This is a genomic window from Microbacterium hatanonis (assembly GCF_008017415.1).
GTDB lineage: Bacteria > Actinomycetota > Actinomycetes > Actinomycetales > Microbacteriaceae > Microbacterium > Microbacterium hatanonis.
This window is the reverse complement of sequence record NZ_VRSV01000002.1, coordinates 474191-497204: the sequence shown is the minus strand read 5'-3', so window position 1 is coordinate 497204 and position 23014 is coordinate 474191. Positions and strand designations below refer to the sequence as shown.

The window sequence follows — 23014 nt, the reverse complement described above, 5'->3', positions numbered from 1 at the left end:
GGCCGAGGCGATCGTCACGCCGCGGGCGGCGCGCAGATCGCGTTGCCCGCGATCTGGTCGTGCCACTGCTGGGCCGTCCACGGCAGACCGGCCTCGGGCACGGTCTGGCCGGCTGCCGCCGGGGCCTTCGAAGCGATCGCCGCGAGCTCCCACGCCAGCCATGCGCCGATCGCCTGGTTCGCGCCCGAGTTGTTGAGGACGACCGCGACGGTCATGCCGGTGGTCGGGTCGGCGAAGGCGGCGGTGATGTAGCCGGGGATCGATCCGTACTGCCCGACGAGCGAGCCGGCCTGATAGGCGCCGCCCGTCGTCGTGAGCCACGTCGGCTGGTCGGCGGACACCGGCAGCGGGGTCGAGAAGCGCCCGTCATCCTCGGACCCGAGCGCGTTCGTCGCAAGAGCCTGCGCGTACCGGCCGAGGTCGTCGATCGTGGTGACGGCGCCCGAGTCGGCGCCGCCGATGCTCGACGACAACGTGGTGAAGTCCGCGGGATCGGTGCAGTTCCAGGCTCCGGCCGCATCGGGCGTCGACCAGTGGCCGTCGAGGACGGCGCCGTCGCCGGGGGCCTGTGCCGCGGTCGCGGGCAGACGCGTCGACGGCAGCTCCAGCGGCTCCGTGATGTAACGCTCGATGAGCGACGGGAGGCTCTCGTTCTTCGCGCGTTCGAGGGCGAGACCGAGGATGAGGTACCCGGCGTCGGAGTCGCGGAACACCGTGCCGGGCTGCGAGTCGTCGAGCTCGGCGAGACCGTACGCCGCCAATTCCCGCGGGTTCCAGACCCGAGCGGGATTGGACAGCACCAGCGACTGCAGCTGCGACGCGTACGAGCCGATGCCGGAGGTGCTGTCGCAGAGCTGGCGCAGTGTCACGTCGGCGAGTTCGGGCACGGCGGACACGTACATCGTCACCGAGTCGTCGACCGAGAGCGCGCCCTCCGCGGCCACCGCGTACAGGACGTCGCACGTCATCGCCCGCGTGACGTCGGCCGCGCGGAAGCCCATGTCCGCCGTCACCGGCTCGGACCCGCCGATCGACTGCGTTCCCAGCGCGGTCACCCACGTGCCGCTCCACGGCGCCCAGACCCCGACGATCGCGCCCGACGACCCGGTCGCCGTCATCGCCGCGGTGACGGCGGCCTCGAGCTGCGTCACCGTCTCAGCGGGGAGCGCGGCCTCGGTCTGCGGGGGTACGTCGATGTCGACCGTCTGCTGAGCGGAGCAGCCGCTCAGCGCGATCAATGCCAATGCCACGCCCGCGGCGACCGCGGCGCCGCGGCGCTTGGGAAGGATTCGCATCCTCACCCCCCGGGGGATCCTGCACGCGTGGTTTTACGCGTCCAAGAATTGAATCACACCGCTCCGCCCCCACCCCGATCATCGGCTGAGGGCAGGTCACAGCTGGATCACGAGTTTGCCTAGGCTGGGGCGATGCCGCACAGCTTCGACGACGCCACGATCGCGGGCGTCCTCCGCCACATGAACAGCGACCACACCGATGACAACATCCTCATCGCGCGTGCGTTCGGTCTCGACCCCGCAGCGGTTTCGGCCACCATGACGTCGTTCGACGGCGACGGCGGCGAGTGGGAGGTCACGGGGGCGGACGGCGCGGTCGAACCGCTGCGGGTGCCGTGGCCGAGCGGACCCATCACCGAGCGTCCGGAGGTGCGACGGGAGATCGTCGCCCTCTACGACGGAGCCTGCGAGCGACTCGGCATCGAGCCGCGCCCGCACGGCTGACAGGTGCTCTCGGGTGACCCCGAGGAAATCTGTAGGTTAGGGCGCCCTTACTTTCCCCTATGATGACCGTTATGAGCGACGTCATCCTCTTCTCCGCCGCACTTCGCGAGCGCTCGAGCAGCGCGCACTCGTCGAGCGAAGGCTCCGGCTTCATGACCGACCTCATGAAGGGCGAGGGCACCCGCGACGACTACGTCGCGCTGGTCGCCCAGCACTGGTGCATCTACGCCGCCCTCGAGGCGGCGGCGGAGCGGATGCGACGCGACCCCGTCGCATCCGTGTTCATCAGCGACCGGCTCACGCGGCTCCCCGCCCTCGAAGCCGACCTCGAGTTCCTCATCGGACCCGACTGGCGCGAGCGGATCGAGCCCCTCCCCACCACGCGGGCGTATGTCGCCCGCATCGAACAGGTCGGGGCCACCTGGCCCGGCGGGTTCGTCGCGCATCACTACACCCGCTACCTCGGCGACCTGTCGGGCGGCCAGTTCATCGGCCGGCTCATGCAGCGCCGCTTCGGCTTCGAGACCAACGGCATCGGGTTCTACGTGTTCGACGACATCGCCGACCCGAAGGCGTTCAAGGACGTCTACCGCGAGCAGTTGGATGCCGCGCCCTGGGACGCTGCGGAACAGCAACGCGTGATCGACGAGGTGCTGCTGGCCTACCGCTTCAACACCGAGCTGTTCGAAGACCTCGGCCGAGCCAAGGCGACTCAGGTCGCCTGAGCCCGCGCGGCGCGCACGCCGGCCATGAACCGCTGCACGTCCGGATCGACGCGGATGTCGCTCGGGCGCAGCGGTCGCGTGAGGTAGAGACCGTCGAGCGACGTCAGCCGGCTGAGCGCGACGTAGGTCTGCCCGGGGGCGAACGCGCCCGAGCCGAGGTCGATGATCGCGCGATCGTACGTCTTGCCCTGCGACTTGTGGATCGTCACCGCCCACGCCAACCGCAACGGGAACTGCTGGAACTCCGCCACGATCTCTCGGGAGAGCGTCTTCGACCCGGGGTTGTAGGCGTAGCGGAACTTCTCCCAGACGGCCGGCTCGACGTCGTAGGTCTTGCCGTCGACCTCTACCCGCACGCTCGACCCCGTGATGCGCTTCACCGTGCCGATCGTGCCGTTGACCCACCTCGGCGGCTCGCCGAAGTTCGAGATGTCATTGCGCAGGAACATCACCTGGGCGCCGACCTTCAGCTTCAGCTCGGCGTCGGCGGGGTAGCTCGCATCGCCCCGGCCGAAGTCGCCGTTGATCTCGGCGTTGGCGGTCTGCATGCGCCCGACCAGCGCGTCGAGATGCCGACGGTTGATCGTGTTGACGATGTCGTTGCGGGTGGCGAGGGTGATGATCGGGTGCTCGCCATCGGCGGGATCCGGAGGCTTCCGCGCGCCGGCGCCGTTGAGCACCCCCGCCATGTCGGCGGTGACGTGCCCGTACCGCACCCCGTTGAGGAGGGCCTTGAAGGCGGGGTCCGACTGACGGTGGATCTCGGTCAGCTCGCGGATGTGGAGGTCGGCGCCGTGCCGGCCGAGCTCGATGAGACCGTCACCCGCGGCCTCGCCCGCCCACACCTTCGCGTCGAAGAACCAGAACGACCGGTAGTGGTCGGCGATGTACCGCGCCTCGTCGCCGCGAGGGGGCACGGGTGCGAGCTGGTACGGGTCGCCGAACATCACGATCTGAACCCCGCCGAACGGCTCAGCCCGGCGGTTGCGGGCCTGACGGAGCGACCGGTCGATGCCGTCCATGAGGTCGGCGTTCACCATGGAGATCTCGTCGATCACGAGCGTGTCTATCGCGTTGAGGATCTTGCGCGTCGCATCGGTCTGATCGATGTCGCCGGATGCGATGAGCCCGATCGGCAGCTTGAACAGCGAGTGGATCGTCTGCCCCTCGACGTTCAGCGCCGCGACGCCGGTCGGAGCGCAGACGGCGATCTGCTTGGAAGTGTTCCAGGCCAGGTACTGCAGGAGCGTGGACTTCCCCGTGCCGGCACGGCCCGTCACGAAGACGTGCTCTCGCGTGTCTTCGATCAGCCGGAAGAGGGCCTCCTGCTCGGCGGAGAGGGCGGGCGTACTCACCGGTTCATGTTATTCGCCCTACGCGCCGCGAGCAGCGGATCGTCCCCCGCTCGGAACGGAAGGGTAACGAACGGAGACGCAGCGGCGGTCGCTCAGCGGAGGTTTCCTAGACTGAGGAGGTGAACCACGAGCTCGGGGGGACTGCGGCGCCGGCGGCCCCCAGCGGGACGCTGTCCGCACCGCCCGCCCCGCCGACGCCCGACCGGCGTCCGCGGCGCCTGGGGCTCGAGCTCGGCGCGATCGGCGTCGTGGCCGTCCTGCTGTTCGCCGCGCTGGCCGCCGGCGGCGTGACGCTCTACCGCGAGCTGTACAGCCCGACCGCCTTCGTGCTGCGCTATCTCGACCTCCTCTCGGACGGCCGAGCAGCCGACGCGCTGGCCGTGCCCGGGGTCGACCTCGACGCGGCCGAGCTGGAGGCGGCGGGGCTTGCGTCCACCGCATCGGACGCACTCCTGCGCAGCGCCGCGCTGTCGTCGCTCACGGATGTGGTCGGCGTCTCCGAGGAGGCATCCGGCGACACCACCCGCGTGACCGTGGAGTACGTCGCGGGCGGGCACCGCGGGACATCGACGTTCGAGGTCGCTCAGGACGGCTGGATCGGGGTGGTGCCGAGCTGGACCTTCGCGAAGAGTCCGCTCGCCGTCATGGATCTCGTCGTCACCGGGTCGATGCGCTTCGCCGTCAACGGCTTCGAGGTCGACAAGCGCCAGGTCTCGGCCGACGGTGTGGACGCCGACCCGCTCGCAGCCGTGCCGCTGCTCGTCTTCTCGCCCGGTATCTACTCCGTCGACGTCGACACGCAGATCTCGGCCACGCCCGGCGTGGCGGTGCTCGCAGACCTGCCCTCCGCCGCCATCCCGGTTCGCATCCAGGCGGAGGCGACGACCGAGTTCGTCGACGTCGTGCAGCAGCGGGTCGAGGGGTTCCTCGCCGACTGCGCGACCCAGCAGGTGCTTCAACCGACCGGTTGTCCGTTCGGCCTCACGGTGCAGAACCGCATCATCAGCCTTCCGGCATGGTCGATCGTGCAGCACCCCGCCATCACGGTGACCCCCGACGGCGCCGGCTGGAGCATCGCCCAGGCCGATGCCGTAGCCCGCGTCGAGGTGCAGATCCGCTCGCTCTACGACGGATCGGTGCGCACGGTCACCGAGGATGTGCCGTTCGTCATCAACGGGTCGGTCGAGGTGCTCCCCGACGGCACCGCATCGATCAAGGTCGGCGGCAACCGCACCTCGTAGACCGGCCGACCGGTCAGCGCGCGGCGCGGGAATCCCGCTCGGCGAGAGCGGCGAGCTGTGCGTTGTACTCGTCGAGCTCGGGGTCGCCGGCGCGGTCGACCTGCCGATCGCGTCGGCGCTGCATCCGCTCGTCCGACCGGCTCCACTGGATCGCGACCGCGATCGCGAGGATCAGCGTGGGAATCTCCCCCACCGACCACGCGACACCGCCGCCGAGGTACTGGTCCTCGAGGGGCGACACCCCCCACGTGCGGCCCATCGATCCGAACCATTCCGCGACGAAGAGGCCGGTCTGCATCATGATCGCGATTCCGAAGAAGGCGTGCATGGCCATGACCGCGATGAGCACCAGCAGGCGCATCGCGTAGGGCAGCCGGTAGGGCACCGGATCGATCCCGATGAGCGAGAGCACGAAGAGGTACCCCGTGATGAGGAAGTGCGCGACCATCCACTCGTGGCCGATGTGGTCGTAGAGCGACCACCGGAACAGGTCGCTGTAGTAGAAGGCCCAGAGCGATCCGATGAAGAGCCCCGCGGCGACGTAGGGGTTGGTGAGCACCTTCGAGACCGGGCTGTGCACGGCCCACAGGATCCACTCGCGTCCGCCGCGCGTGCCGTCGTCGCGCTTGCGGATCGCCCGCGCGGCCAACGTCACGGGAGCCCCGAGCACGAGCAGGAGCGGGATCGCCATGCTCAGCAGCATGTGGCCGATCATGTGCATGCTGAACAGGTAGTCCTGGTAGGCGTTGATCGGCCCCGCGGTGACCCAGAGCAGCAGCAGCATCCCCGCGACCCAGGACACGGTGCGGTGGATCGGCCACGCGTCGCCGCGACGCCGCATGCGGACGACGCCCGCCAGGTAGAAGAAGAGGCCGAACCCGACGGCGAAGGCCCAGAGCAGGTCGACGTCGATGGTCGTGAGCCACGCGTTGAGGTCGAGCTCGGGCGGGAGAGGCGCCCCGGTGAGCACCTCTGCGGGCGTCTGGACCACCGGGATGGCGTCGCCCGGGGTGGGGGTGCGCGCGAGCGCCGCCGCCGCGCCGCTGGCGAGGCCCATGAAGCCGAGCTCGAGGGCGATGAGGCCCCAGAACCGACGGGATGCTCCGCTGTCGGGCAGACGGGAGATCAGGCGCACGCGGTACCACGCACCGAGGACGCCCATCCCCAGGAGCGCGACGACCTTGACGATCACGAGGATCCCGTAGGGCGAGCCGAGCTGCTCCCATCCGCCGAGGCCGATCGAGGCGCGCACGGTGCCCGAGATCGCGACGACCACGAACGCGATGAGCGCGAGACTCGAGTACCGCAGCAGCACGTCCTTCAGCGCGCCCTTCTCGAGCACGGGGCGCACCACCACGAGGAGGACGAGGCCGCCCAGCCAGACCGCCGCCGCGAGGATGTGCAGGACGAGCGCCGTGACGGCGAGGGTGTGGTTGGCCTCTTCACCCGCGTGCCCCTGCGTTCCCATCGGCACGAGCGCGACGATCGCAAGAAGGGCGACGAACAGGGTGGGGGTCCACGACCGGACGGCGAAGGTGAGCACCGTCAGCACCGCGCCGGCGATCGTGGTGATGAGCCAGGCGCGGCCGAGCTCGACCTCGACGAGGAACCGGCCCAGCTGCTGGCCGAACACGGCGTCCGCGCTGGGGACGGCGTTCATCGTGTTGACGAACGTGAGGAACCCGGTCGCAGCGGACGCGAGGGTGAAGATCGCCGCGCTGATCGAGGCGGTGTCGAGAGCGGTGTCGAAACCGCGCTGGCCCGCCGGCAACGCCCAGAGGGCGAGGACGAGCGAGCCGAGCATGCCCGCCGCGGCGAGGTTGACGACGAGCTTCGCGGCGGGAAGGCCCCAGCGTACGACCGGGCCGGCGTCGCCGATGAGCAGCGGCGCCGCGCCGCCGCCGTAGACGAGGCCGCCGACGAGAGCGATGGCCGAGACGACCAGGAGGATCGCGAGACCCGCGACGCGGAGCGTGCGGGCCGACGATGTCGGTGTTCCCGACGTTCCGCGCGGCGCGGTGGTGCCGCGAGGAGTGGTCGTGGTCATTGTGCAAGCTTATTCGCGCGCGAACGCGACAGAGCCGGGAAGCGGTGGACACAGCAGAGGGGGGATGCCGAAGCATCCCCCCTCTGGAGCGCTGGTGCCACGCTGTCGCGCGGCGAGCGTCATGTCGTCTTACTTGACGGCTGCCTTCAGCTTCGAGCCGGCGGTGACCTTGACGCGCTTGCCCGCGGGGATCTTGATCTCTTCGCCGGTCTGCGGGTTGCGGCCCGTGCGAGCCGACGTCTCGACCTGCTCGAAGGCGATCCAGCCGGGGATCGAGACCTTGCTGCCCTTGGCGACCGCCTCGGAGACGGTGGAGAAGAGGGAGTCGAGCACGCCCGACACGGCGGACTGGCTCTGGCCGGTGGCGCTCGCGATGCTCGCGACGAGTTCGGTCTTGGTGATGGACTTGTCAGCCATTGGGGTTGTCCTCCAAGGCGGCAGACGCCGCCCCTTATTTCTTCGGACGGAGGCGGAATGCCTCCGGGTGGTCGGATCGACCGCCTCGAATGTATCAACGATCCCGGGGAGAACCGCGTATTTCCGGGGCTCGTGACGCATTCGGACGCCGTGTCGCGGGGCTGGTGTGACGAATGGGGCTGTTGAGGCTCGGTCCCGCCCTCCCGCCGACGTCTCCGGCGGCGGGAACGAGAAAGGGCGGGATCTCCTGAGGAGATCCCGCCCTTCCAGCGGTTCAGTCGGTCACGGGGACCGTCGACCTGTTACCAGCTCGACTTGGTCACGCCGGGCAGCTCGCCCCGGTGAGCCATGTCGCGGAAGCGCACACGCGAGATGCCGAACTTCGTCAGCACACCGCGGGGGCGGCCGTCGATGACGTCGCGGCTGCGCACGCGGGCGGGCGACGCATTGCGGGGCAGCTTCTGCAGGCCCACGCGAGCGGCTTCGCGCTGCTCGTCGGTGGAGTTGGGGTCGACCAGAGCCTTCTTCAGCTCGGCACGCTTCGTGGCCCAGCGGGCGACGATGACCTTGCGCTGCTCATTGCGCGCGATCTTGCTCTTCTTTGCCATGTTTAGCGCTCCTCTCGGAAGTCGACGTGCTTGCGGACCACGGGGTCGTACTTCTTGAGCACGATGCGGTCGGGGTTGTTGCGGCGGTTCTTGCGCGTCACGTAGGTGTACCCCGTGCCCGCGGTCGAACGCAGCTTGATGATCGGACGAACGTCCTGTGCTTTCTTAGCCATCAGAGCTTCACACCCCTTGCGAGCATGTCTTTGACGACTGCCTCGATGCCACGAGCATCAATGACCTTGATGCCCTTCGCGGACACGTTGATCGTGATCTTGCGACCGAGCGACGGAACGAGATAGGTCTTGCGCTGCACGTTCGGGTCGAAGCGGCGCTTCGTCCGGCGGTGCGAGTGCGAGATGTTGTGACCGAAGCCGGGAACAGCGCCGGTCACCTGGCACACTGCTGCCATAGTGATTCTCCTTAGTACCGTGACACCGGACGGTGCCACCCAAGATCCCTTGTCTGCACCCCGCTCGCGCGCAGCCGAAGAGGCTGTTCGATGAGGGAGGGGTGCGTACTGCGTGCTGGAGTGCGCGCAGACGAAGAGTCAGTCTAGCACGGGCGGCGCGTCGGCCCTGCGAGCGCCGGATGCTGCGATATGGGCGACGCGCGATCGCTCGGTCGGAACCCGCAGCAGCTGCTGCACGACCCACACCAGCAGGACGACGAGCATGACGTTGCGCGCGGTGAGCACGACAACGCCGATCGGGTTCGCGACACGGACGAGGTCGAACACGAGCGGGTACACACCCTGCGTGAGCAACGCCGTGATCGCGGCGTACTGCAGGCCGCGCCGGATACCGCTGCGGTCCACGATGACCCAGAGGACGAAGGGCGCGATGATCCACGCGACGAACTGGGGCGAGCCGACCTTGTTGAAGACGATGAGCACGAGCACGAGCGTGAGCGTCAGCGGCGGGAGGAGGCGCAGCATCCGCGCCCCGGCCTTGGCCTTGAGCACGCCGACGATACAGACCGCCGCGACCGCCAGCGCCATCAGCGGCGTGAGGAGCGCGGCCATCGTGTCGACGCCCGGACCGTAGACGGCGAACGTGATGATCTCGTCGTCGAAGGCCACCTTGGCCCCGTTGACGCCGAACACGGCGAGCCACACGAAGGGGGTCGCGGCGGTGCTCTCCATCTGCAGGCCCCGACCGACCTGCGCGGTGATGAAGCCGGTGAGGTTTCCCGCGCCGCCGAGCGCGACGATCACGAGCACCACGGCCGCGGCGGTCGCTCCGGCCGATGCCACCACGACCCACCAGCGCTTGCGGGCGGCGATCGTCAGGGCGAGGACCACGGCGGCCGGCCAGATCTTGATCCAGGCTCCGATGGTGAGGATGGCCGAGGAGACGGCGGGGTGGCGGATCGCGAGCAGCAGCGCGACGATCGCGAGGGGGACGGTGATCGCATCGATCCGGTACATGCCGATCGGACCGAGGAGGACGAACAGCACGAGCCAGACGCGGGCTCCCGCCATGCGGGCCCGCGAGCGGCCCCGGCCCACGAGGAAGGCGAACGCCGCCGCGTCGAGCACGCAGACGAGCACGGCCCACCCGAACGTGTATCCGGCGATCCACGAGAACAGGTGCGCGGCGAGCATCGGCACGAGCGCGACCTGCGGATACACCCACGCCACCGTGATGCCCACGATGCCGCCGCCGCCGAGGGCCTGGTTCGACCACGGCTCGTAGACGTTGTAGACGTCGCCCATGGGCTGACTCCACAGCAGGAACCCGAGCGCCACGACGAGCGCGTGAGCGCCCAGGAACCACAACCAGATATTCCGAAGTTCTCGCGACACGAGAAGCCAACCTATCCGAGCGACCTGAACGCCCACCTCCCCCGGCCCCGCCCAGCACCTCAGACCGCGAGACTCCACCCGGGCTACGAGACTGCCGCCCAGGAGCGCAGTCTCGAAGCGGGGATGAAGTCTCGCGGTCGTGTCGGCCGGGTCGGGCCCGGGCGGGGGGGGGCAGGGCGGGGTCAGGCGTCGCGCGCGCCGCGGCCCCAGCGGAACGCCGAGACGGTGGGGTCGCCGGCGATCCAGAACCGCCACGGGAACGCCTCGGTGCCCGCGATCCCGGCCACGCCCACCCTTGGACCCGAGACGACGGTCGCGAGCGGCTGCTCCCGCACCCGCAGGGATGCGACGGCACCCGCCCTCTCGGTCGGCTCGATCGCGTCGATGCCGTCGTGGATCGGATGCTTCAACCCGACCGCGTCGCCCAGACGCCCGGGTCCGCTGGCGAGCTCCCTCGGCGAGCGTACGACGCCGCGGCGTGCGAGCCGGCGCCGGGTCGCCGCATCCGCCCCCTCGACGATCTCGCCGGCGCGCAGCAGGATTCCTCCGGCCACGCCCTCCGCACCGCAGACGACGTTCACGCACGAGTGGATGCCGTGGCTGAGGTAGACGTACAGGTGTCCGGGCTCGCCCCACATCGTCGCGTTGCGGGGGGTCTGGCCCATGCGGGCGTGCGACCCGGGGTCGGGGACGGGGCCCGTGCCGAGGCCGTGATAGGCCTCGACCTCGGTGAGTCGCACGGCGACCCGCTCCCCCGCGATCACGGTCTCGAGCACCCCGCCCAACAGGCGCGGGGCGACGTCGGCCGGGAGCCCGTCGAGGTCGGCGCGGCGCGCCGGGCGCAGGGCGCTCACGCCGGCGGCACCTGGCACCACGACAGACCGAAGCCGTCGAGCACCGAGACCTCGGTGCCGGTGTCGATCTCGACCACGTGGGTCTGCAGGCGCGTCGGCAGCGGCAGGAGGTAACGGTCGTAGGGGTTGCTCGCGGCGCTCGGCGCGACGAGCACGGCGGCGTACCGTCCGCTCGCCGACACGCAGGTCTGCAGCACCGAGTCGGAGGCCGATGCGTCGAGCAGCACGGTGGCCGTGCCGTCGTCGGTCACGCGCGCGACGACGGTCGAGACGAACGCACCGTCGTCGGACAGCTCGGCGTAGGTGCGGATCGTGCCGGCACCCTCACCCGGCATCGGAGTGACCGCACCCAGCGACCCGATCGGCGGCGTCGGCTCGACCAGGGGCTGCTCGCCGCCGTCAGTGAGGTCGACCACCCGCATGCCTTCGAGGCGCTCGACGACCGCCTCCGACGACCCGCGCGCGATGCCGTCGATCGACAGGGCAGTGCCCAGAGGCGCGGCGTTCGCCCCGTCGGCGCCCGAGAGCAGCAGCCGACCGTCGAACGTGAGCACGAGGATGCTGTCGGTGTCGGGCACGAACCGCCACTCGGCCACGCGGACGTCGCCGCCGAGGTCGACCTCCTGCGGAGGGGTGTCGGCCGCACCGGTCGCGACCGACGTGGTGAACAGGGCCGCCTCGCGACCGCCCCCGGCACCGAGGTCGGCGTCGGAGAAGGTGAAGCCGATGGTCTCGCCGCGGTCGGCGCTCTGCAGGTTCGACACGAAGCCGTCGCCGGGCAGCTCGAGATCTCGCGGGTCCTCGCCGTCGGGGCCGGTGACGAGGATCGCTGGTCGGTCGTCGTCGGTGCGCACCGACACCACGAGGTGGGTAGCCGTCGCGCGATAGTCCTCGATGTGGGAGTGGGTGAACACGGGCACCGCGTCACCGCCCAACCCCGTGCGGAAGATGGTGTCGCCCTCGTCGCCGCCGCGCTGCAGCAGGTAGGGCTGCAGCGCGGGCGTTCGGAACGTCGTCGTCAGGGTGGAGGCGGGCCCGGCGCCGCGCCCGGAGGCATCGGCGATCGTGACCGTGTAGTCGGTGTCGTCGCGCAGCGGCAGCGTGAAGCGCACCCCGACGCTGCGCCCGGAGGTGTCGACCGTGAACGGCGTCGCCGGATCCACGGTGACCTGCGCAGCATCCACCTCGCTCAGGGCCTGCGTCGTCTCGAGGATGACCCGCGAACCGGAGGCGGCGACGGCGCCGCCCGGATCGACCTGCACCTTCGTCACCCGCGGGCCCTGCACGATGCCGATGGCGGCGCCCGCGGCACCGACCAGCACCAGAACGCCCAGCACGGCGGCGAAGGCCGAGAGGAAGGCGCGGCTGCGACGCCGGTGCCCTCGTGCCCGGCGCGACGGGGCTTCAGTACTCATACGGGTCCTGCGGCTCGTCGATCGCCACGACCTCGTCGGGAGTGATCTCGAGCGCTCCGCTGCTAGTGGAGCGCACCGTGCCGGTGACCGTCACCCACTGACCCGTCTCGGGCACCGCCGCGGTCGAGGCAATGGGCAGCGTCGCCGGCTGCGCGTCGATCACGCAGTGCGTGATGACGAGGCGGGTCAGGTCGAACCCGGAGCCGGTGTCGCTCGGCGTGACGAAGCCGGTGAGCGCGATCGCGTCGCCGTCGAACGTGTCGGGGTTCGTCGCGGTCGCGAACACGCTGGCCCACTCCCCGACCCCGAACTCGGCGGTATCGCCCGACGAGGCCAGTGTGATGACGTCGGCCCCGGCGAACAGCGGGGGCGCCCCGACGTCTCGTGACATCGCGAGCTCGGCGGACAGCGAGGCGGGCGGCGCGACGAGCATCGTCACCACGACACCCGAGGCGACGAGGCCGCCGGTGAGTGCGACGGCGCCGACCGGGCGCGCGGAGGGGTGCGGATGCGGGACATCGTCGTCCGCGTGCTCATGACCGTCGGCGTCACCGTGGTCGTGACCGTGGTCCTCCTCGGCGCCGAGCGGGAGCGCGAAGCTCGCGACGGCCCCGACAAGGAGGAGCACCGCCATGCCGACGGCGAACCAGGCCGAGTCGGGGTTGATGTACAGCGCCAGGCGCCCGGTGAGCCAGAGCGCGATGGTCACCACGGCCAGGCAGGAGGCGAGGCCCACTCCGAGCCAGCGCGTGCCGACGAATCCCGCGTTACGCACCGAGGTTCACCACCGTTCCGAGGGCGAAGGCGAAGAGCACCACGGTGACCGTCATCCCCACGAGCACGCGGGTCGAGAAGGTGGTGCGCAGGAGCGCCAGCATCTTGAGGTCGACGATCGGACCGACCACGAGGAAGGCCACGAGCGAGCCGGGCGTGAAGGCCGCGGCGAACGACAGTGCGAAGAACGCGTCGACGTTCGAGCAGATCGAGACGACGAGCGCCAGCACGATCATCGCGACGATCGACAGTGCCGGGTCGGAGCCGATCGCGACGAGCGTGTCGCGCGGCACCAGGATCTGCACGGCTCCGGCGAGCGCCGAACCGATCACGAGCGCCGGCATCACCGAGCGCAGCTCGACCACGAACTGGGCGAGCGAGCGGCGGCCCTTCCCGCCCGACTCGGTCGTGACGAGCTCGCACGTCTCGCGGAACCGGGCGGTCAGCAGCGCATCCGGCGACGGATGGCGGCTGTACAACCAGCCGATGAGGTTCGCGACGAGGTAGCCGCCGATCAGGCGGGCGATGAGGATGTTGTCGTCGAAGCCGAACGCGGCGTGCGTGGTGATGATGACGATCGGGTTCACGATCGGCGCGGCGACCAGGAAGGTCAGCGTCTCGGACACGGTGAAGCCGCGCATCAGCAGGCCGCGCGCGAAGGGCACGTTGCCGCACTCGCAGACCGGGATGAACATGCCCAGGAGCGAGAGCACCGCGCGACGCGCCCACGCCCGGCGTGGCATCCAGCGCTCGATCGCACCTGGCGGAACCCACACCTGCACGACGATCGAGAGCACCACGCCGAGCACGACGAACGGCAGCGACTCGATGAGCACGCTGAGCGAGAGCGTGACCGCGTCCTGCGCCCTGGTCGGCAACGAGGCGCTGAACAGCTGCGGGGCGAAGGCGTCGATCGCGAACAGGGCGGCGATCGCGGCCACGCCGAGCGCGAGCGGCACCGCCACGCGGGATCGCGAGGCCGGCCGTGTCGCGGTCGCGCTACTGCCCCGCACGCTCGCTCGCGCGGGCCTCGGCGCACGAAGCGCAGAGGCCGAAGATGTCGACGATGTGCTCCGCCTGGGTGAAGCCGTGCGTCGCTGCGGTGCGCTGCGCCCACTCCTCGACGTCGTCGGCCTCAATCTCGACGGCCAGACCGCACGAGCGGCAGATCAGGTGGTGGTGGTGGCCGGGGGTCGCGCAGGCGCGGAAGAGGTTCTCCCCCTCGGGGCTCTGCAGCGAATCGGCGTTGCCCTGGGCGGCGAGCCCGGCGAGGGCGCGATAGACGGTCGCGAGACCGATGCCGGTGTTGTCGTCGCGGAGGGTGGCGTGCAGCGACTGAGCGCTGACGAACCCGCGGGCGTCGGCGAGCGCTTCACGCACGCGTTCGCGCTGCCAGGTGTTGCGCTGGGTCATGGCCGGGATTCTACCGGCGCTCGCTGGACGTCGACCCGGACGCCGCGTCCCCCGGCCCAGACGTCGCTTCCGAGCCGAGACCCACGGCCTGGCGGGGCGTCTCGGCCGCAACCGGTGTCTCACGGATGCTGGGGGCCAGGGCGTACTCCGAGCCCGAGGGGGTGCGCTCGACCACGCCGTGGTCGACGAGATGGCGACGGAGGAGGGCGACGTCGTCGGCGAAACGCTCGAGACGCCCGGTGAGCTCGCGCTCGGTCACGACCTCGCCCGGACGGAGGACCCTCTCCGCCACGTGCGCGAGCAGCTCCGCCCGCTCGCTCGCCTTCGACGGGTAGCGGTCGACGCGCCCGTCGGGCCGCAGGAACCGATCGATGCCGGTCGGTCGCCCAGCGGCGGTCGCCAGCATCCGCTTCGGTCCGGTCGCGTCGGCGACCAACGCTCCGTCTCGCTCGGCGACGAGGCCCGACCCGACCAGCGCGGCGATCGCCGCATCGGCCCGCGGGACGGGGACGCCGGCGACGGCGTCGCCGCGCGAGGCGCCCAGCACGATGCGGGCGTAGACCTCGCGGGTCGTGTCGTTGGCCAGCGCCGCGATCGCCGGCCGCCAGGCGTTCTGGTCTGCCGTCGTCATGCGGTGCGGGTCACCCGACCGCGGCGCGCGCCGACGATGCGGCACACGAGGTAGATGACGAACGAGATGGTGGTGATGTACGGGCTCACCGGCAGAGTGCCGGCCACGGCGAGCAGGATGCCGCCGACCGCCGAGATGAATCCGAACGCGGCGGCGAGCACCGGCACGGCCACCGGACCGGAGGCGACGCGCATCGCCGCGGCGGCGGGGGTGACCAGCAGCGCCATCACGAGCAGGGCGCCGATGATGTGCACCGCGACGGCGACCACGAGGCCGAGCAACAGCATGAAGACGAGCGAGACGGCGGTGGTCGGTACGCCCCGCGCCGCCGCCGACTGCGGGTCGAGGGAGTCGAAGCGCAGCGGCCGCCAGATGAGCAGCAGCGCGAGCAGAGCGACGGCGCTGAGCGCGATGAGCCACCCGAGCTGCCCCGTCTGCACCGACACGATCTGCCCGGTGAGCAGGCTGAACCGGTTGGCGCTTCGCCCGTTGTACAGCGAGAGGAAGAGGATGCCGAGTCCGAGGCCGAACGGCATGAGCACGCCGATGATCGAATTGCGGTCCCTCGCGCGCGCTCCGAGCACCCCTATGAGTCCGGCCGCGATCAGAGAGCCCACGATCGAACCCGTCACGACGTCGACCCCGATGAGGAGCGCCGCCGCGGCGCCCGCGAACGACAATTCGCTGATGCCGTGCACGGCGAAGGCCATGTCGCGCTGCATCACGAAGACGCCGATGAGCCCGCCGACGAGCCCCAGCACCGCACCGGCGATGACGGAGTTCCACACCAGGGCGAGGATCTCGCCGTAATCGGCGACGCCGCCGAAGAGCGCTGTTCCCACGTCGGCCCAGTTCATTCGGGCTCCTCGTCGTGGTGATGGTGATGGGCGTCGTCGGCGTCGGGCGCGCCGACCACGACGAGCCGCCCGCCCGCCCGCAGCACGTAGACCGGCGCGTCGTAGAGGTCGCTGAGCACCGCCGAGTTCAGCACCTCGTCGGGGGCGCCGAGCATGAACCGGCCGTGGGCGATGTAGAGGATGCGATCGACGTGCTCGAGAACCGGGTTGATGTCGTGCGTGACGAAGACCACGGCCGCGCCCGAGCGCGCCCGATGATGGTCGATGAGACGCACGACCGCCTGCTGGTTGGCGAGGTCGAGACTCGTCAGCGGCTCATCGCAGAGCAGGAGCCCCGGGTCGTCGGCGAGCGCCTGCCCGACGCGCAGACGCTGCTGCTCTCCGCCCGATAGCTCGCCCACCGGGCGGTCGGCGAAGCCCTCGGCTCCGACCGCGCGGACGAGCTCGCGCACGCGTTCCCGGTCGCCGCGCCGAGGGAACGGCAGACCGAAGCGATGCCCGTCGACGCCGAGGCCGACGAGATCGCGCCCGCGCAATGAGGTCTCGGGCGGGAGCGGACGCTGCTGGGGCACGTAGCCGATGCGGCGGTTGCCCGCCCGGCGCACCTCGCTGCCGAGGGCCCGGATGCTGCCCGAACTGAGGCGCTCGAGACCGAGGATCGCGCGGAGCAGCGTCGTCTTTCCCGACCCGCTCGGGCCGAGGACGGCGATGAACTCACCGGGGGCGACGTCGAGGTCGAGGCCGCTCCACAATTCACGATCCCCGCGGCGCAGAGCTGCGCCGCTGATCTGCAGAGGCGAGTCGGACGTCACCTCGCCAGGGCGTCGGCCAGAGCCGCGACGTTCTCGTCCATCCACGAGATGTAAGTCTGTCCCTCGGGGAGCGTCTCCGCGAACTGGATCACCGGGATGCCGCGGCTGTCCGCGTCGTCGACGACCTGGGTCGTCTCGGCCCCGCCGGTCTGAGCGTTGGTGATGACGACGCGCACGTCGCCCGACGCGACCAGGTCGAGCGCCTCGAGGAGCGTGGCCGGGGGAACGTCCTGGCCTTCCTCGACGGCTTCGCTGAAGGCCTCGGGCGTGACGACGGTCAAGCCCGCGGCGGCGACGAGGTAGCCGGGGACCGGTTCGGTCACGAACACCCCGGCGCCCGCGTCGGATGCTTCGACCTCGGCCAGGGCGTCTTCGATGCCGGCCACGCCGTCGGTGAAGGCGGTGAGGTTGGTCGAGATCGCGTCGGCGTCGTCGGGGAGCAGGGTCGTCAGCTCGTCGGCGATCGCCTCGGCGACGTGCTCGATGGTGTGCGGGTCGTACCAAACGTGCTCGTTGAAGCCCTCGACGTGGTCGTGATCGGCGTGGTCATGGCCGTCGTCGTCGGCGTGGTCGTCAGACTCTGCGTCGGGGGTCTCGGTGCTCTCGGCGTCGTGGCCAGCGTTCTCGGGCCAGTCATGCGAGTACTCCACCGCCGTGATCACCGGGGCGTCGACGCCCGACGACTCGATCAGCGCGTCGACGAAGGCGTCGTAGCCGCCGCCGTTCTCGATCAGCAGGTCGGCGCGACTGACGATGAGCTGATCCTGCGCGCTCGGCTCGTAGGAATGCGGGTCCTGCGAGGCCGACGCGATGATCGAGGTGACGTCGACGAGGTCGCCGCCGATCGCCTCGGCGATCTGCCCGTACACGTTGGTCGAGGCGACGATCTGCACGCGGCCGTCGTCGTCGGTCGCGGCCGAGCCCGCGGAGTCCGATGTTCCGGCGCAACCGGCCAGGGCGAGAGCGGATGCGGCGACGAGGGCTGCGGGGAGGAGGAGTCGGTTCCGGGTCACCCGCCCACTATAGGACTACTGATAATCGTTCTCAAACTCAACTACGCGGATGCGCGCACGGAGGTGCCCGTTCCCGCCGGAGGTGCGCGTTCTTCCGGGCACGATTGGCGGAATCGGGCACCCTCCCACGCATGGGATGCGATGTCAGCGGTTGACCATAGCCATGTGCTGCGGGTTGTAGCGGTCGCCCTGCACGCCGATGCGGTCGGCGAGCCCGTTCAGGTCGGCGATCTCATCGGCCGAGAGGGCGAGGGCGGTCGCTGCGGCGTTCTCCTCGATGCGCGACGTGCGACGCGTGCCGGGGATCGGCGCGAGATGCGGATGCTGCGCGAGAAGCCACGCGAGAGCAACCTGGCCGGGCGTCGCCTCCTTCCGGGCGGCGAGGGCGCGGACGTGGTCGACCAGCGCCGTGTTCGCCGCGATGTTGCTCTCCTCGAAACGCGGTACCCGGCGTCGGATGTCGTCGTCGGCGAACGTCGTGGACGTGTCGACCGTTCCGGTGAGGAACCCTTTGCCCAGCGGGCTGAAGGGCACGAACCCGATGCCGAGTTCGGTCAGCGTCGGCAGCACCTCCTTCTCCGGGTCGCGGGTCCAGAGGGAGTACTCGCTCTGCACGGCGGAGACCGGGAACACGGCGTGCGCCGCGCGGATGGTCGACGCAGACGCCTCCGACAGGCCGAAGTGACGCACCTTGCCCTCGGCGACGAGTTCGCCGACGGTGCCGGCGACGTCTTCGATGGGCACGTCGGGGTCGACGCGGTGCTGGTAGAAGAGGTCGAGCACGTCGGTGCGCAAGCGCGTCAGCGAGGCGTCGGCGACCCGGCGGATCTGCTCGGGCCGGCTGTCGAGCCCCACGCTCGCGCCGCCCTCGATCTTCCAGCCGAACTTCGTCGCGATCACCACGTCGGCGCGGAGCGGCTCGAGCGCCTCGCCGACGAGCTCTTCGTTGACGTAGGGACCGTACACCTCGGCGGTGTCGAAGAACGTGACCCCGAACTCGACCGCCGAGCGCAGCACGGCGATCATCTCACCGCGATCTCCGGGGTTCGGACCGTAGCTCTGCGACATGCCCATGCAGCCCAGACCCACCGCCGAGACCTCCAGACCCTGGCCCAGTGTGCGTGCGTGCATCGTGATCCTCGTCTCTCGCGTCCCGCGCGGCGGTCGTGCGCGCCGGGTGGCGCCGCATCCGCGTCTCGCTGGTGACGACGCTACGGAGGTCGCCGCCTTCACGGGAGGCACTGTCATTACCCCGGCGCACGTCGAGGGTGCCCGGTTCTGCCGATGGTGCCGGTTCTTTCGGGCTCGAATGGCGGAAACGAGCACCCTCGGGAGTGTCTGCGGCTCACGCCGTCGCCGCGTCGAACGCCACGACCGATCCGTCCTGGTGGACGACGAGGAGATCCGCGGTCGCGGCGCCGACGTCGACCCGAGGCTCCGGCTCGCCGAGCAGCGCCGCGGGGACGGCCGTCACGGCGGCCACCGCCTGCGCGACGGGGATCCCGGCGCGAACCGACCGACGCACCGCCTCGTCGAGGGTGAGGGTCGAACCGGCCAGCGTCGTGGTCCCCGCGAGGTAGGGGACGCCGCCGGTCACGGTCACGTCGAGCTCCCCGATGGCGAAGTCGCCGTCGGCGCAGCCCGTTGCCGACATGGCGTCGGTGACGAGGGCGATCCGGCCGGGCGCGGCCGCGAACAGCAGCCGGAGGGCCGAGTCGTGGATGTGGTGGCCATCCGCGATCGCCTCCAGAACCACGTGATCGCGGTCGATCGCCGCGCCGATCGGCCCCGGCTCACGATGCAGGAACGGCCGCATCGCGTTGAAGGCATGGGTCAGCAGCGACGCCCCGTGGTCGAACGCCTCCGCCGCCTGGTCGTAGTCCGCGTCCGTGTGACCCACGGCGACCACGACACCCGCGGCCGTCAGCCGATCGATGGCATCGATGGCACCCGGCAGCTCCGGAGCGATCGTGATCGAGCGGAGCCGGCCGTCCGAAGCCTCGAGAAGGGTCTCCACGGCCCAAGGGGTCGGGTCGGTGAGCGCGGCCGCATCGTGCGCCCCTCGGCGCCCCGGGGCCAGGAACGGCCCTTCCGCATGGATCCCAGCGGCCTCGGCGAACGACGGGAGGACGGCGGAGACCTCGGCGAGCCGCGTCGCCAACCGCGGCACCGGCGCGCTGACGAGGCTCAGCAGCATCCGCCCCGTTCCGTGGTCGCCGTGGAAATCGATCGCTTCGCGGATCGCGCCCTCGGGGCCGTCGTCGAAGGCGACGCCACTCGCGCCGTGGCAGTGCAGGTCGGTGAACGTCGTCGTGACCACCGCGTTCCCCAGCTGCACGCAGCGCTGCCCGGGCGCGGGCGTCGGCGAGCCGGTTCCGCGCGCCGTGACGACGCCGTCCCGAATCTCGAACCAGCCCCGCTCTCCGCCGGGCGCGGTCGCGTCGAGGTACACGGTGAGCGGATGCCGGTGTTCGTCTTCGGTCACGGTCGCGACGCCTTCTCGAGCAGCTCCAGGATGTGCTCGTAATCCTCGCCCGTCGCGCGCGTCATCCCCAACTCGCACGTGCGGTTGCACGACGCGTGCGCGTCGGCCCGCATCGCCCTGACCTCGTCGGCCTCACCCTCGGTCGCCGACGCGGTCAGCTCGGGGTGGAGCATGCCGCGGTCGCCGGCGAAGGCGCAGCATCCCCACGCGTCCGGCACCGTCACTTCCCCCGCCGCCGCCTCCGCCAGCACACGGACGTCGCCGTCCAGCCCCAGCTGCACGGACGAGCACGTCGGGTGCAGCACGAGCGAGTCGAAGACGGGCGTCGTCGCGAGGCGCGGCAGGATCTCGCGTGCGGCGAACGTCACCGCGTCCATCACCGTGACGTCCTCGCCGCGCAGCGTGTTGATGAACCCCTCCGTGCAGCTGGATGCGTCGACGACGACCGGAAGCCTCCCGTTCTCGGAGGCCCTCCTGATCGCGGCGGTGGTGCGACCGGCGTTGAGATCACCGCCTGCCGAGTACCCCTTCGACGACCAGGGCGTCCCGCAGCACAGCGACTCGATCTCATCGGGCACGACGAGTCTCACCCCCGCCCTCTCGAGGAGCCGGACGAACGCCGTCGTGACTCCCAGACCGTCGCCCGCCGGGCCGAACATGCTGTTCACGCACGCCGGCACGTAGACGCCCACGGGCTCGCCCTCACTCGCGCCGACGCTCCCTCGAAGTCGCCCTCGGGACGGACCACCACCCGGCAGCTCGCCGGAGTAGGCCGGCACCGTATCCTCCCCCAGCAAGGCGCGGCCCACGGTGGTCGCAGCCGCGACGACGGGGGTCGGGATCTTCTTGGCCGCGGACAGCGCCAGGGAACCGACCCGGGTCGTGGCGCCCCAGCCCGCAGAGGCAGCCTGCCAGGCGCGAGCCGTCACCGGGCTGGCGGTCTCGCGGCGCAGTCGCTTGACCAGGGCACCGGTGTTGATCAGCACGGGGCACGCCGTCTGGCACATCCCGTCGACCGCGCAGGTCTGCACACCGTCGTAGTCGTAGTCGTCGTCGAGCTCGTCGGCGAGATCCGCATCCCCCCGCTGCCGCGCCGCCGTGGCCGCACGGCGCACCACGATGCGCTGGCGCGGAGTGAGCGTGAGGTTGCGACTCGGGCAGACGGGTTCGCAGTAGCCGCACTCCACGCACCGGTCCGCTTCGGGATCGATCGTCGGAGCCAGCTTGATGTTGCGGATATGGGCGTTCGGGTCGTCGTCGATGATCACGCCCGGGTTCATGATGCCCGCGGGATCGCAGGCGTCCTTGAGGCGGCGCATCACGTCGTACAGCTCGTCGCCGTACTGCCGCCGCACGTAGGGCGCCATCGCGCGACCGGTCCCGTGCTCCGCTTTGAGGTTGCCGCCCGCGGCGAGCACGAGGTCGACCATGTCCTCCGTGAAGCCCAGGTACCGCCCGATGGCGGCGTCGCCCTCGAACCTGTCGGTGAGCATGAAATGGATGTTGCCGTCCTTGGCGTGGCCGAAGATGACGCTCTCGGCGTACCGGTACTCGTCGAACAGCGACTGCAGCGACTCGCAGGTGTCGGCGAGCGCGGCGACGGGGACGACGACATCTTCCAGGAGCGCCGTCGTACCGCTCGGGCGCGCGCCGGCCACCGACGCATACAGCCCCTTGCGGAACGCCCACGCCTTCGCCCGCGCCGTCGGGTCGCGGGTGAACGTCGCCTCGGCGTGCAGATCGACCCCGGCCAGGATGCTCCCGCCTCGGGCCGCCTGAGCCGCGAGAGCGTCGGGATCGGAGCCGCGGTACTCGACGAGCAGTGCCGCCTGATCGGTCACCGCGAAGCCGAGGATCTCATCGGGAACCCCGGGCAGGGTCTGACCGACGCGCAGGGAAGCCGCATCCAGCAGCTCCAGCGTGGCCGCACCCGACGCGACCAGCTCGGGGAGTGCGGACGTGGCGTCCTTCAGGGTCGGGAAGACCGCGAGGGCGGTGGAGATCAGTGGCGAGACGGGCACGGTGCGGAACGTGGCCTCGGCGACGAAGGCCAGGGTTCCCTCCGATCCGATGATGAGGTGCGAGAGCAGCTGCGCGGGGGTCTCGTGGTCGAGGAAGGAGTTGAGCCCGTAGCCCATCGTGTTCTTCAGCGCGAACTGACGGCGGATGAGATCGACGGAGGCGGGGTTGTCGAGCACCCGACAGCGCAGTCGCTCGAGGAGGTCGACGAGCCGAGGCTCCGCGGCGACGAGTGCAGCATCGGCGTCGGCGCGCGAGGTGTCGATGATGGTGCCGGAGGGCAGCACGAACACCATCGACTCGAGGGTCGCGTAGGTGTTCTCCACCGTGCCGCACGCCATGCCGCTGGAGTTGTTCGCGACGACGCCGCCGATGGTGCACGCGATCTCGCTGGCGGGGTCGGGGCCCAGCCGGTAGCCGTAGGGGGCCAGGCGGGTGTTGACCTGCCGCACGGTCGCGCCGGGCTGGACCTTCACTCGACGGCCGGCGTCGATGACCTCGATCGCCCGGAATCGCTGGCGCACGTCGACGAGCAGACCGTCTCCGGCCGCCTGGCCGGAGAGGCTCGTACCTCCCGATCGGAGGGTCACCCGCGAACGCGTCGCGGTGGCGCCGGCCAGGAGCCGGGCGACCTCCTCGGCATCCGCCGCGACGATGACCGCCTCCGGCGTCATCAGGTAGTGCGAGGCATCGCTCGCGTACGCGGCGAGGTCGATCGCCCTCGTCTTGATGCGCGACGCTTCGGCGACCGCGTCGCTGATCGCCCGCGGAACGGGCGCGTCGAGGAGTCGGCCGGCCACCGGGG

Annotated in this window: 23 protein-coding genes; 3 read left to right on the top strand and 20 right to left on the bottom strand. The window is 70.7% G+C overall.

Annotation, left to right across the window (positions count from 1 at the left end; genetic code table 11):
- Positions 1–14: 14 nt before the first annotated feature.
- Positions 15–1295, bottom strand: coding sequence for a serine hydrolase domain-containing protein (locus tag FVP77_RS12480; RefSeq protein WP_147894912.1), 1281 nt, complete (start codon positions 1293–1295; stop codon positions 15–17).
- Between the two features lie 132 nt (positions 1296–1427).
- On the opposite strand from FVP77_RS12480, the gene FVP77_RS12475 reads away from it, so the two are divergent.
- Together FVP77_RS12475 and FVP77_RS12470 are read left to right on the top strand one after the other, a co-directional pair.
- On the top strand, positions 1428–1739 hold the full coding sequence (locus tag FVP77_RS12475) for a DUF2470 domain-containing protein (protein WP_147894911.1): 312 nt from the start codon (positions 1428–1430) through the stop codon (positions 1737–1739).
- A 71-nt stretch (positions 1740–1810) separates the two neighbouring features.
- Complete coding sequence (locus tag FVP77_RS12470) at positions 1811–2464, top strand: biliverdin-producing heme oxygenase (RefSeq protein ID WP_147894910.1); 654 nt, start codon at positions 1811–1813, stop codon at positions 2462–2464.
- Here the strand turns inward: FVP77_RS12470 and FVP77_RS12465 are convergent.
- Positions 2452–3819 (bottom strand): ATP-dependent DNA helicase, encoded by a 1368-nt coding sequence (locus tag FVP77_RS12465; RefSeq protein ID WP_147894909.1) that lies wholly within the window; start codon positions 3817–3819, stop codon positions 2452–2454. The genes FVP77_RS12470 and FVP77_RS12465 overlap by 13 nt on opposite strands.
- 119 nt (positions 3820–3938) lie before the next feature.
- Here FVP77_RS12465 and FVP77_RS12460 point away from each other — a divergent pair, with 119 nt between their 5' ends.
- Complete coding sequence (locus FVP77_RS12460; RefSeq protein ID WP_246134100.1) at positions 3939–5060, top strand: hypothetical protein; 1122 nt, start codon at positions 3939–3941, stop codon at positions 5058–5060.
- Between the two features lie 13 nt (positions 5061–5073).
- Here FVP77_RS12460 and FVP77_RS12455 read toward each other — a convergent pair whose 3' ends face one another.
- The 18 genes from FVP77_RS12455 to FVP77_RS12370 all read right to left on the bottom strand — a co-directional run bounded on the left by FVP77_RS12455 (position 5074) and on the right by FVP77_RS12370 (position 23009).
- Complete coding sequence (locus FVP77_RS12455; protein ID WP_147894908.1) at positions 5074–7107, bottom strand: bifunctional copper resistance protein CopD/cytochrome c oxidase assembly protein; 2034 nt, start codon at positions 7105–7107, stop codon at positions 5074–5076.
- A 129-nt stretch (positions 7108–7236) separates the two neighbouring features.
- Positions 7237–7524 carry an HU family DNA-binding protein gene (locus tag FVP77_RS12450; protein WP_116646894.1) on the bottom strand — a complete coding sequence of 96 codons (288 nt, stop codon included), beginning with the start codon at positions 7522–7524 and terminating at the stop codon, positions 7237–7239.
- Between the two features lie 302 nt (positions 7525–7826).
- Entirely contained in the window at positions 7827–8132 is a 306-nt protein-coding gene (rpsN, locus tag FVP77_RS12445) for a 30S ribosomal protein S14 (RefSeq protein ID WP_147894907.1), read from the bottom strand.
- A gap of 2 nt (positions 8133–8134) precedes the next feature.
- On the bottom strand, positions 8135–8305 hold the full coding sequence (gene rpmG, locus FVP77_RS12440) for a 50S ribosomal protein L33 (protein ID WP_013584775.1): 171 nt from the start codon (positions 8303–8305) through the stop codon (positions 8135–8137).
- Positions 8305–8541 (bottom strand): 50S ribosomal protein L28, encoded by a 237-nt coding sequence (gene rpmB / locus FVP77_RS12435; protein WP_116646896.1) that lies wholly within the window; start codon positions 8539–8541, stop codon positions 8305–8307. Before rpmB ends, rpmG begins: the two co-directional genes overlap by 1 nt.
- Positions 8542–8679: 138 nt before the next feature.
- Positions 8680–9936: a hypothetical protein gene (locus FVP77_RS12430; protein WP_246134099.1), complete on the bottom strand. Its 1257-nt coding sequence runs from the start codon at positions 9934–9936 to the stop codon at positions 8680–8682.
- 182 nt (positions 9937–10118) lie between these two features.
- The gene (locus tag FVP77_RS12425; RefSeq protein WP_147894906.1) at positions 10119–10790 is read right to left on the bottom strand and encodes a DNA-3-methyladenine glycosylase; all 672 of its coding nucleotides are present in this window, start codon (positions 10788–10790) and stop codon (positions 10119–10121) included.
- The gene (locus FVP77_RS12420) at positions 10787–12205 is read right to left on the bottom strand and encodes a hypothetical protein (protein ID WP_147894905.1); all 1419 of its coding nucleotides are present in this window, start codon (positions 12203–12205) and stop codon (positions 10787–10789) included. The genes FVP77_RS12425 and FVP77_RS12420 overlap by 4 nt, the downstream gene beginning before the upstream one ends.
- The gene (locus FVP77_RS12415; protein WP_147894904.1) at positions 12195–12980 is read right to left on the bottom strand and encodes a TIGR03943 family putative permease subunit; all 786 of its coding nucleotides are present in this window, start codon (positions 12978–12980) and stop codon (positions 12195–12197) included. Before FVP77_RS12415 ends, FVP77_RS12420 begins: the two co-directional genes overlap by 11 nt.
- Positions 12973–13944, bottom strand: a complete 972-nt coding sequence (locus tag FVP77_RS12410) for a permease (protein ID WP_246134098.1) — start codon at positions 13942–13944, stop codon at positions 12973–12975. Before FVP77_RS12410 ends, FVP77_RS12415 begins: the two co-directional genes overlap by 8 nt.
- A gap of 34 nt (positions 13945–13978) precedes the next feature.
- A complete protein-coding gene (locus FVP77_RS12405; RefSeq protein ID WP_147894902.1) occupies positions 13979–14392 on the bottom strand; it encodes a Fur family transcriptional regulator in 414 nt (137 codons plus the stop codon).
- A 10-nt stretch (positions 14393–14402) separates the two neighbouring features.
- Entirely contained in the window at positions 14403–15023 is a 621-nt protein-coding gene (locus tag FVP77_RS12400) for a DUF2087 domain-containing protein (protein WP_147894901.1), read from the bottom strand.
- On the bottom strand, positions 15020–15880 hold the full coding sequence (locus FVP77_RS12395; RefSeq protein ID WP_147894900.1) for a metal ABC transporter permease: 861 nt from the start codon (positions 15878–15880) through the stop codon (positions 15020–15022). The genes FVP77_RS12400 and FVP77_RS12395 overlap by 4 nt, the downstream gene beginning before the upstream one ends.
- Positions 15877–16692 carry a metal ABC transporter ATP-binding protein gene (locus tag FVP77_RS12390; RefSeq protein WP_147894899.1) on the bottom strand — a complete coding sequence of 272 codons (816 nt, stop codon included), beginning with the start codon at positions 16690–16692 and terminating at the stop codon, positions 15877–15879. Before FVP77_RS12390 ends, FVP77_RS12395 begins: the two co-directional genes overlap by 4 nt.
- The gene (locus FVP77_RS12385; RefSeq protein WP_147894898.1) at positions 16689–17705 is read right to left on the bottom strand and encodes a metal ABC transporter solute-binding protein, Zn/Mn family; all 1017 of its coding nucleotides are present in this window, start codon (positions 17703–17705) and stop codon (positions 16689–16691) included. Before FVP77_RS12385 ends, FVP77_RS12390 begins: the two co-directional genes overlap by 4 nt.
- A 144-nt stretch (positions 17706–17849) precedes the next feature.
- Positions 17850–18836 carry an aldo/keto reductase gene (locus FVP77_RS12380; protein WP_147894897.1) on the bottom strand — a complete coding sequence of 329 codons (987 nt, stop codon included), beginning with the start codon at positions 18834–18836 and terminating at the stop codon, positions 17850–17852.
- Between the two features lie 214 nt (positions 18837–19050).
- Complete coding sequence (locus FVP77_RS12375; protein ID WP_246134097.1) at positions 19051–20190, bottom strand: N-acetylglucosamine-6-phosphate deacetylase; 1140 nt, start codon at positions 20188–20190, stop codon at positions 19051–19053.
- On the bottom strand, positions 20187–23009 hold the full coding sequence (locus tag FVP77_RS12370) for an FAD-binding and (Fe-S)-binding domain-containing protein (RefSeq protein WP_246134096.1): 2823 nt from the start codon (positions 23007–23009) through the stop codon (positions 20187–20189). The genes FVP77_RS12375 and FVP77_RS12370 overlap by 4 nt, the downstream gene beginning before the upstream one ends.
- Positions 23010–23014 lie beyond the last annotated feature (5 nt).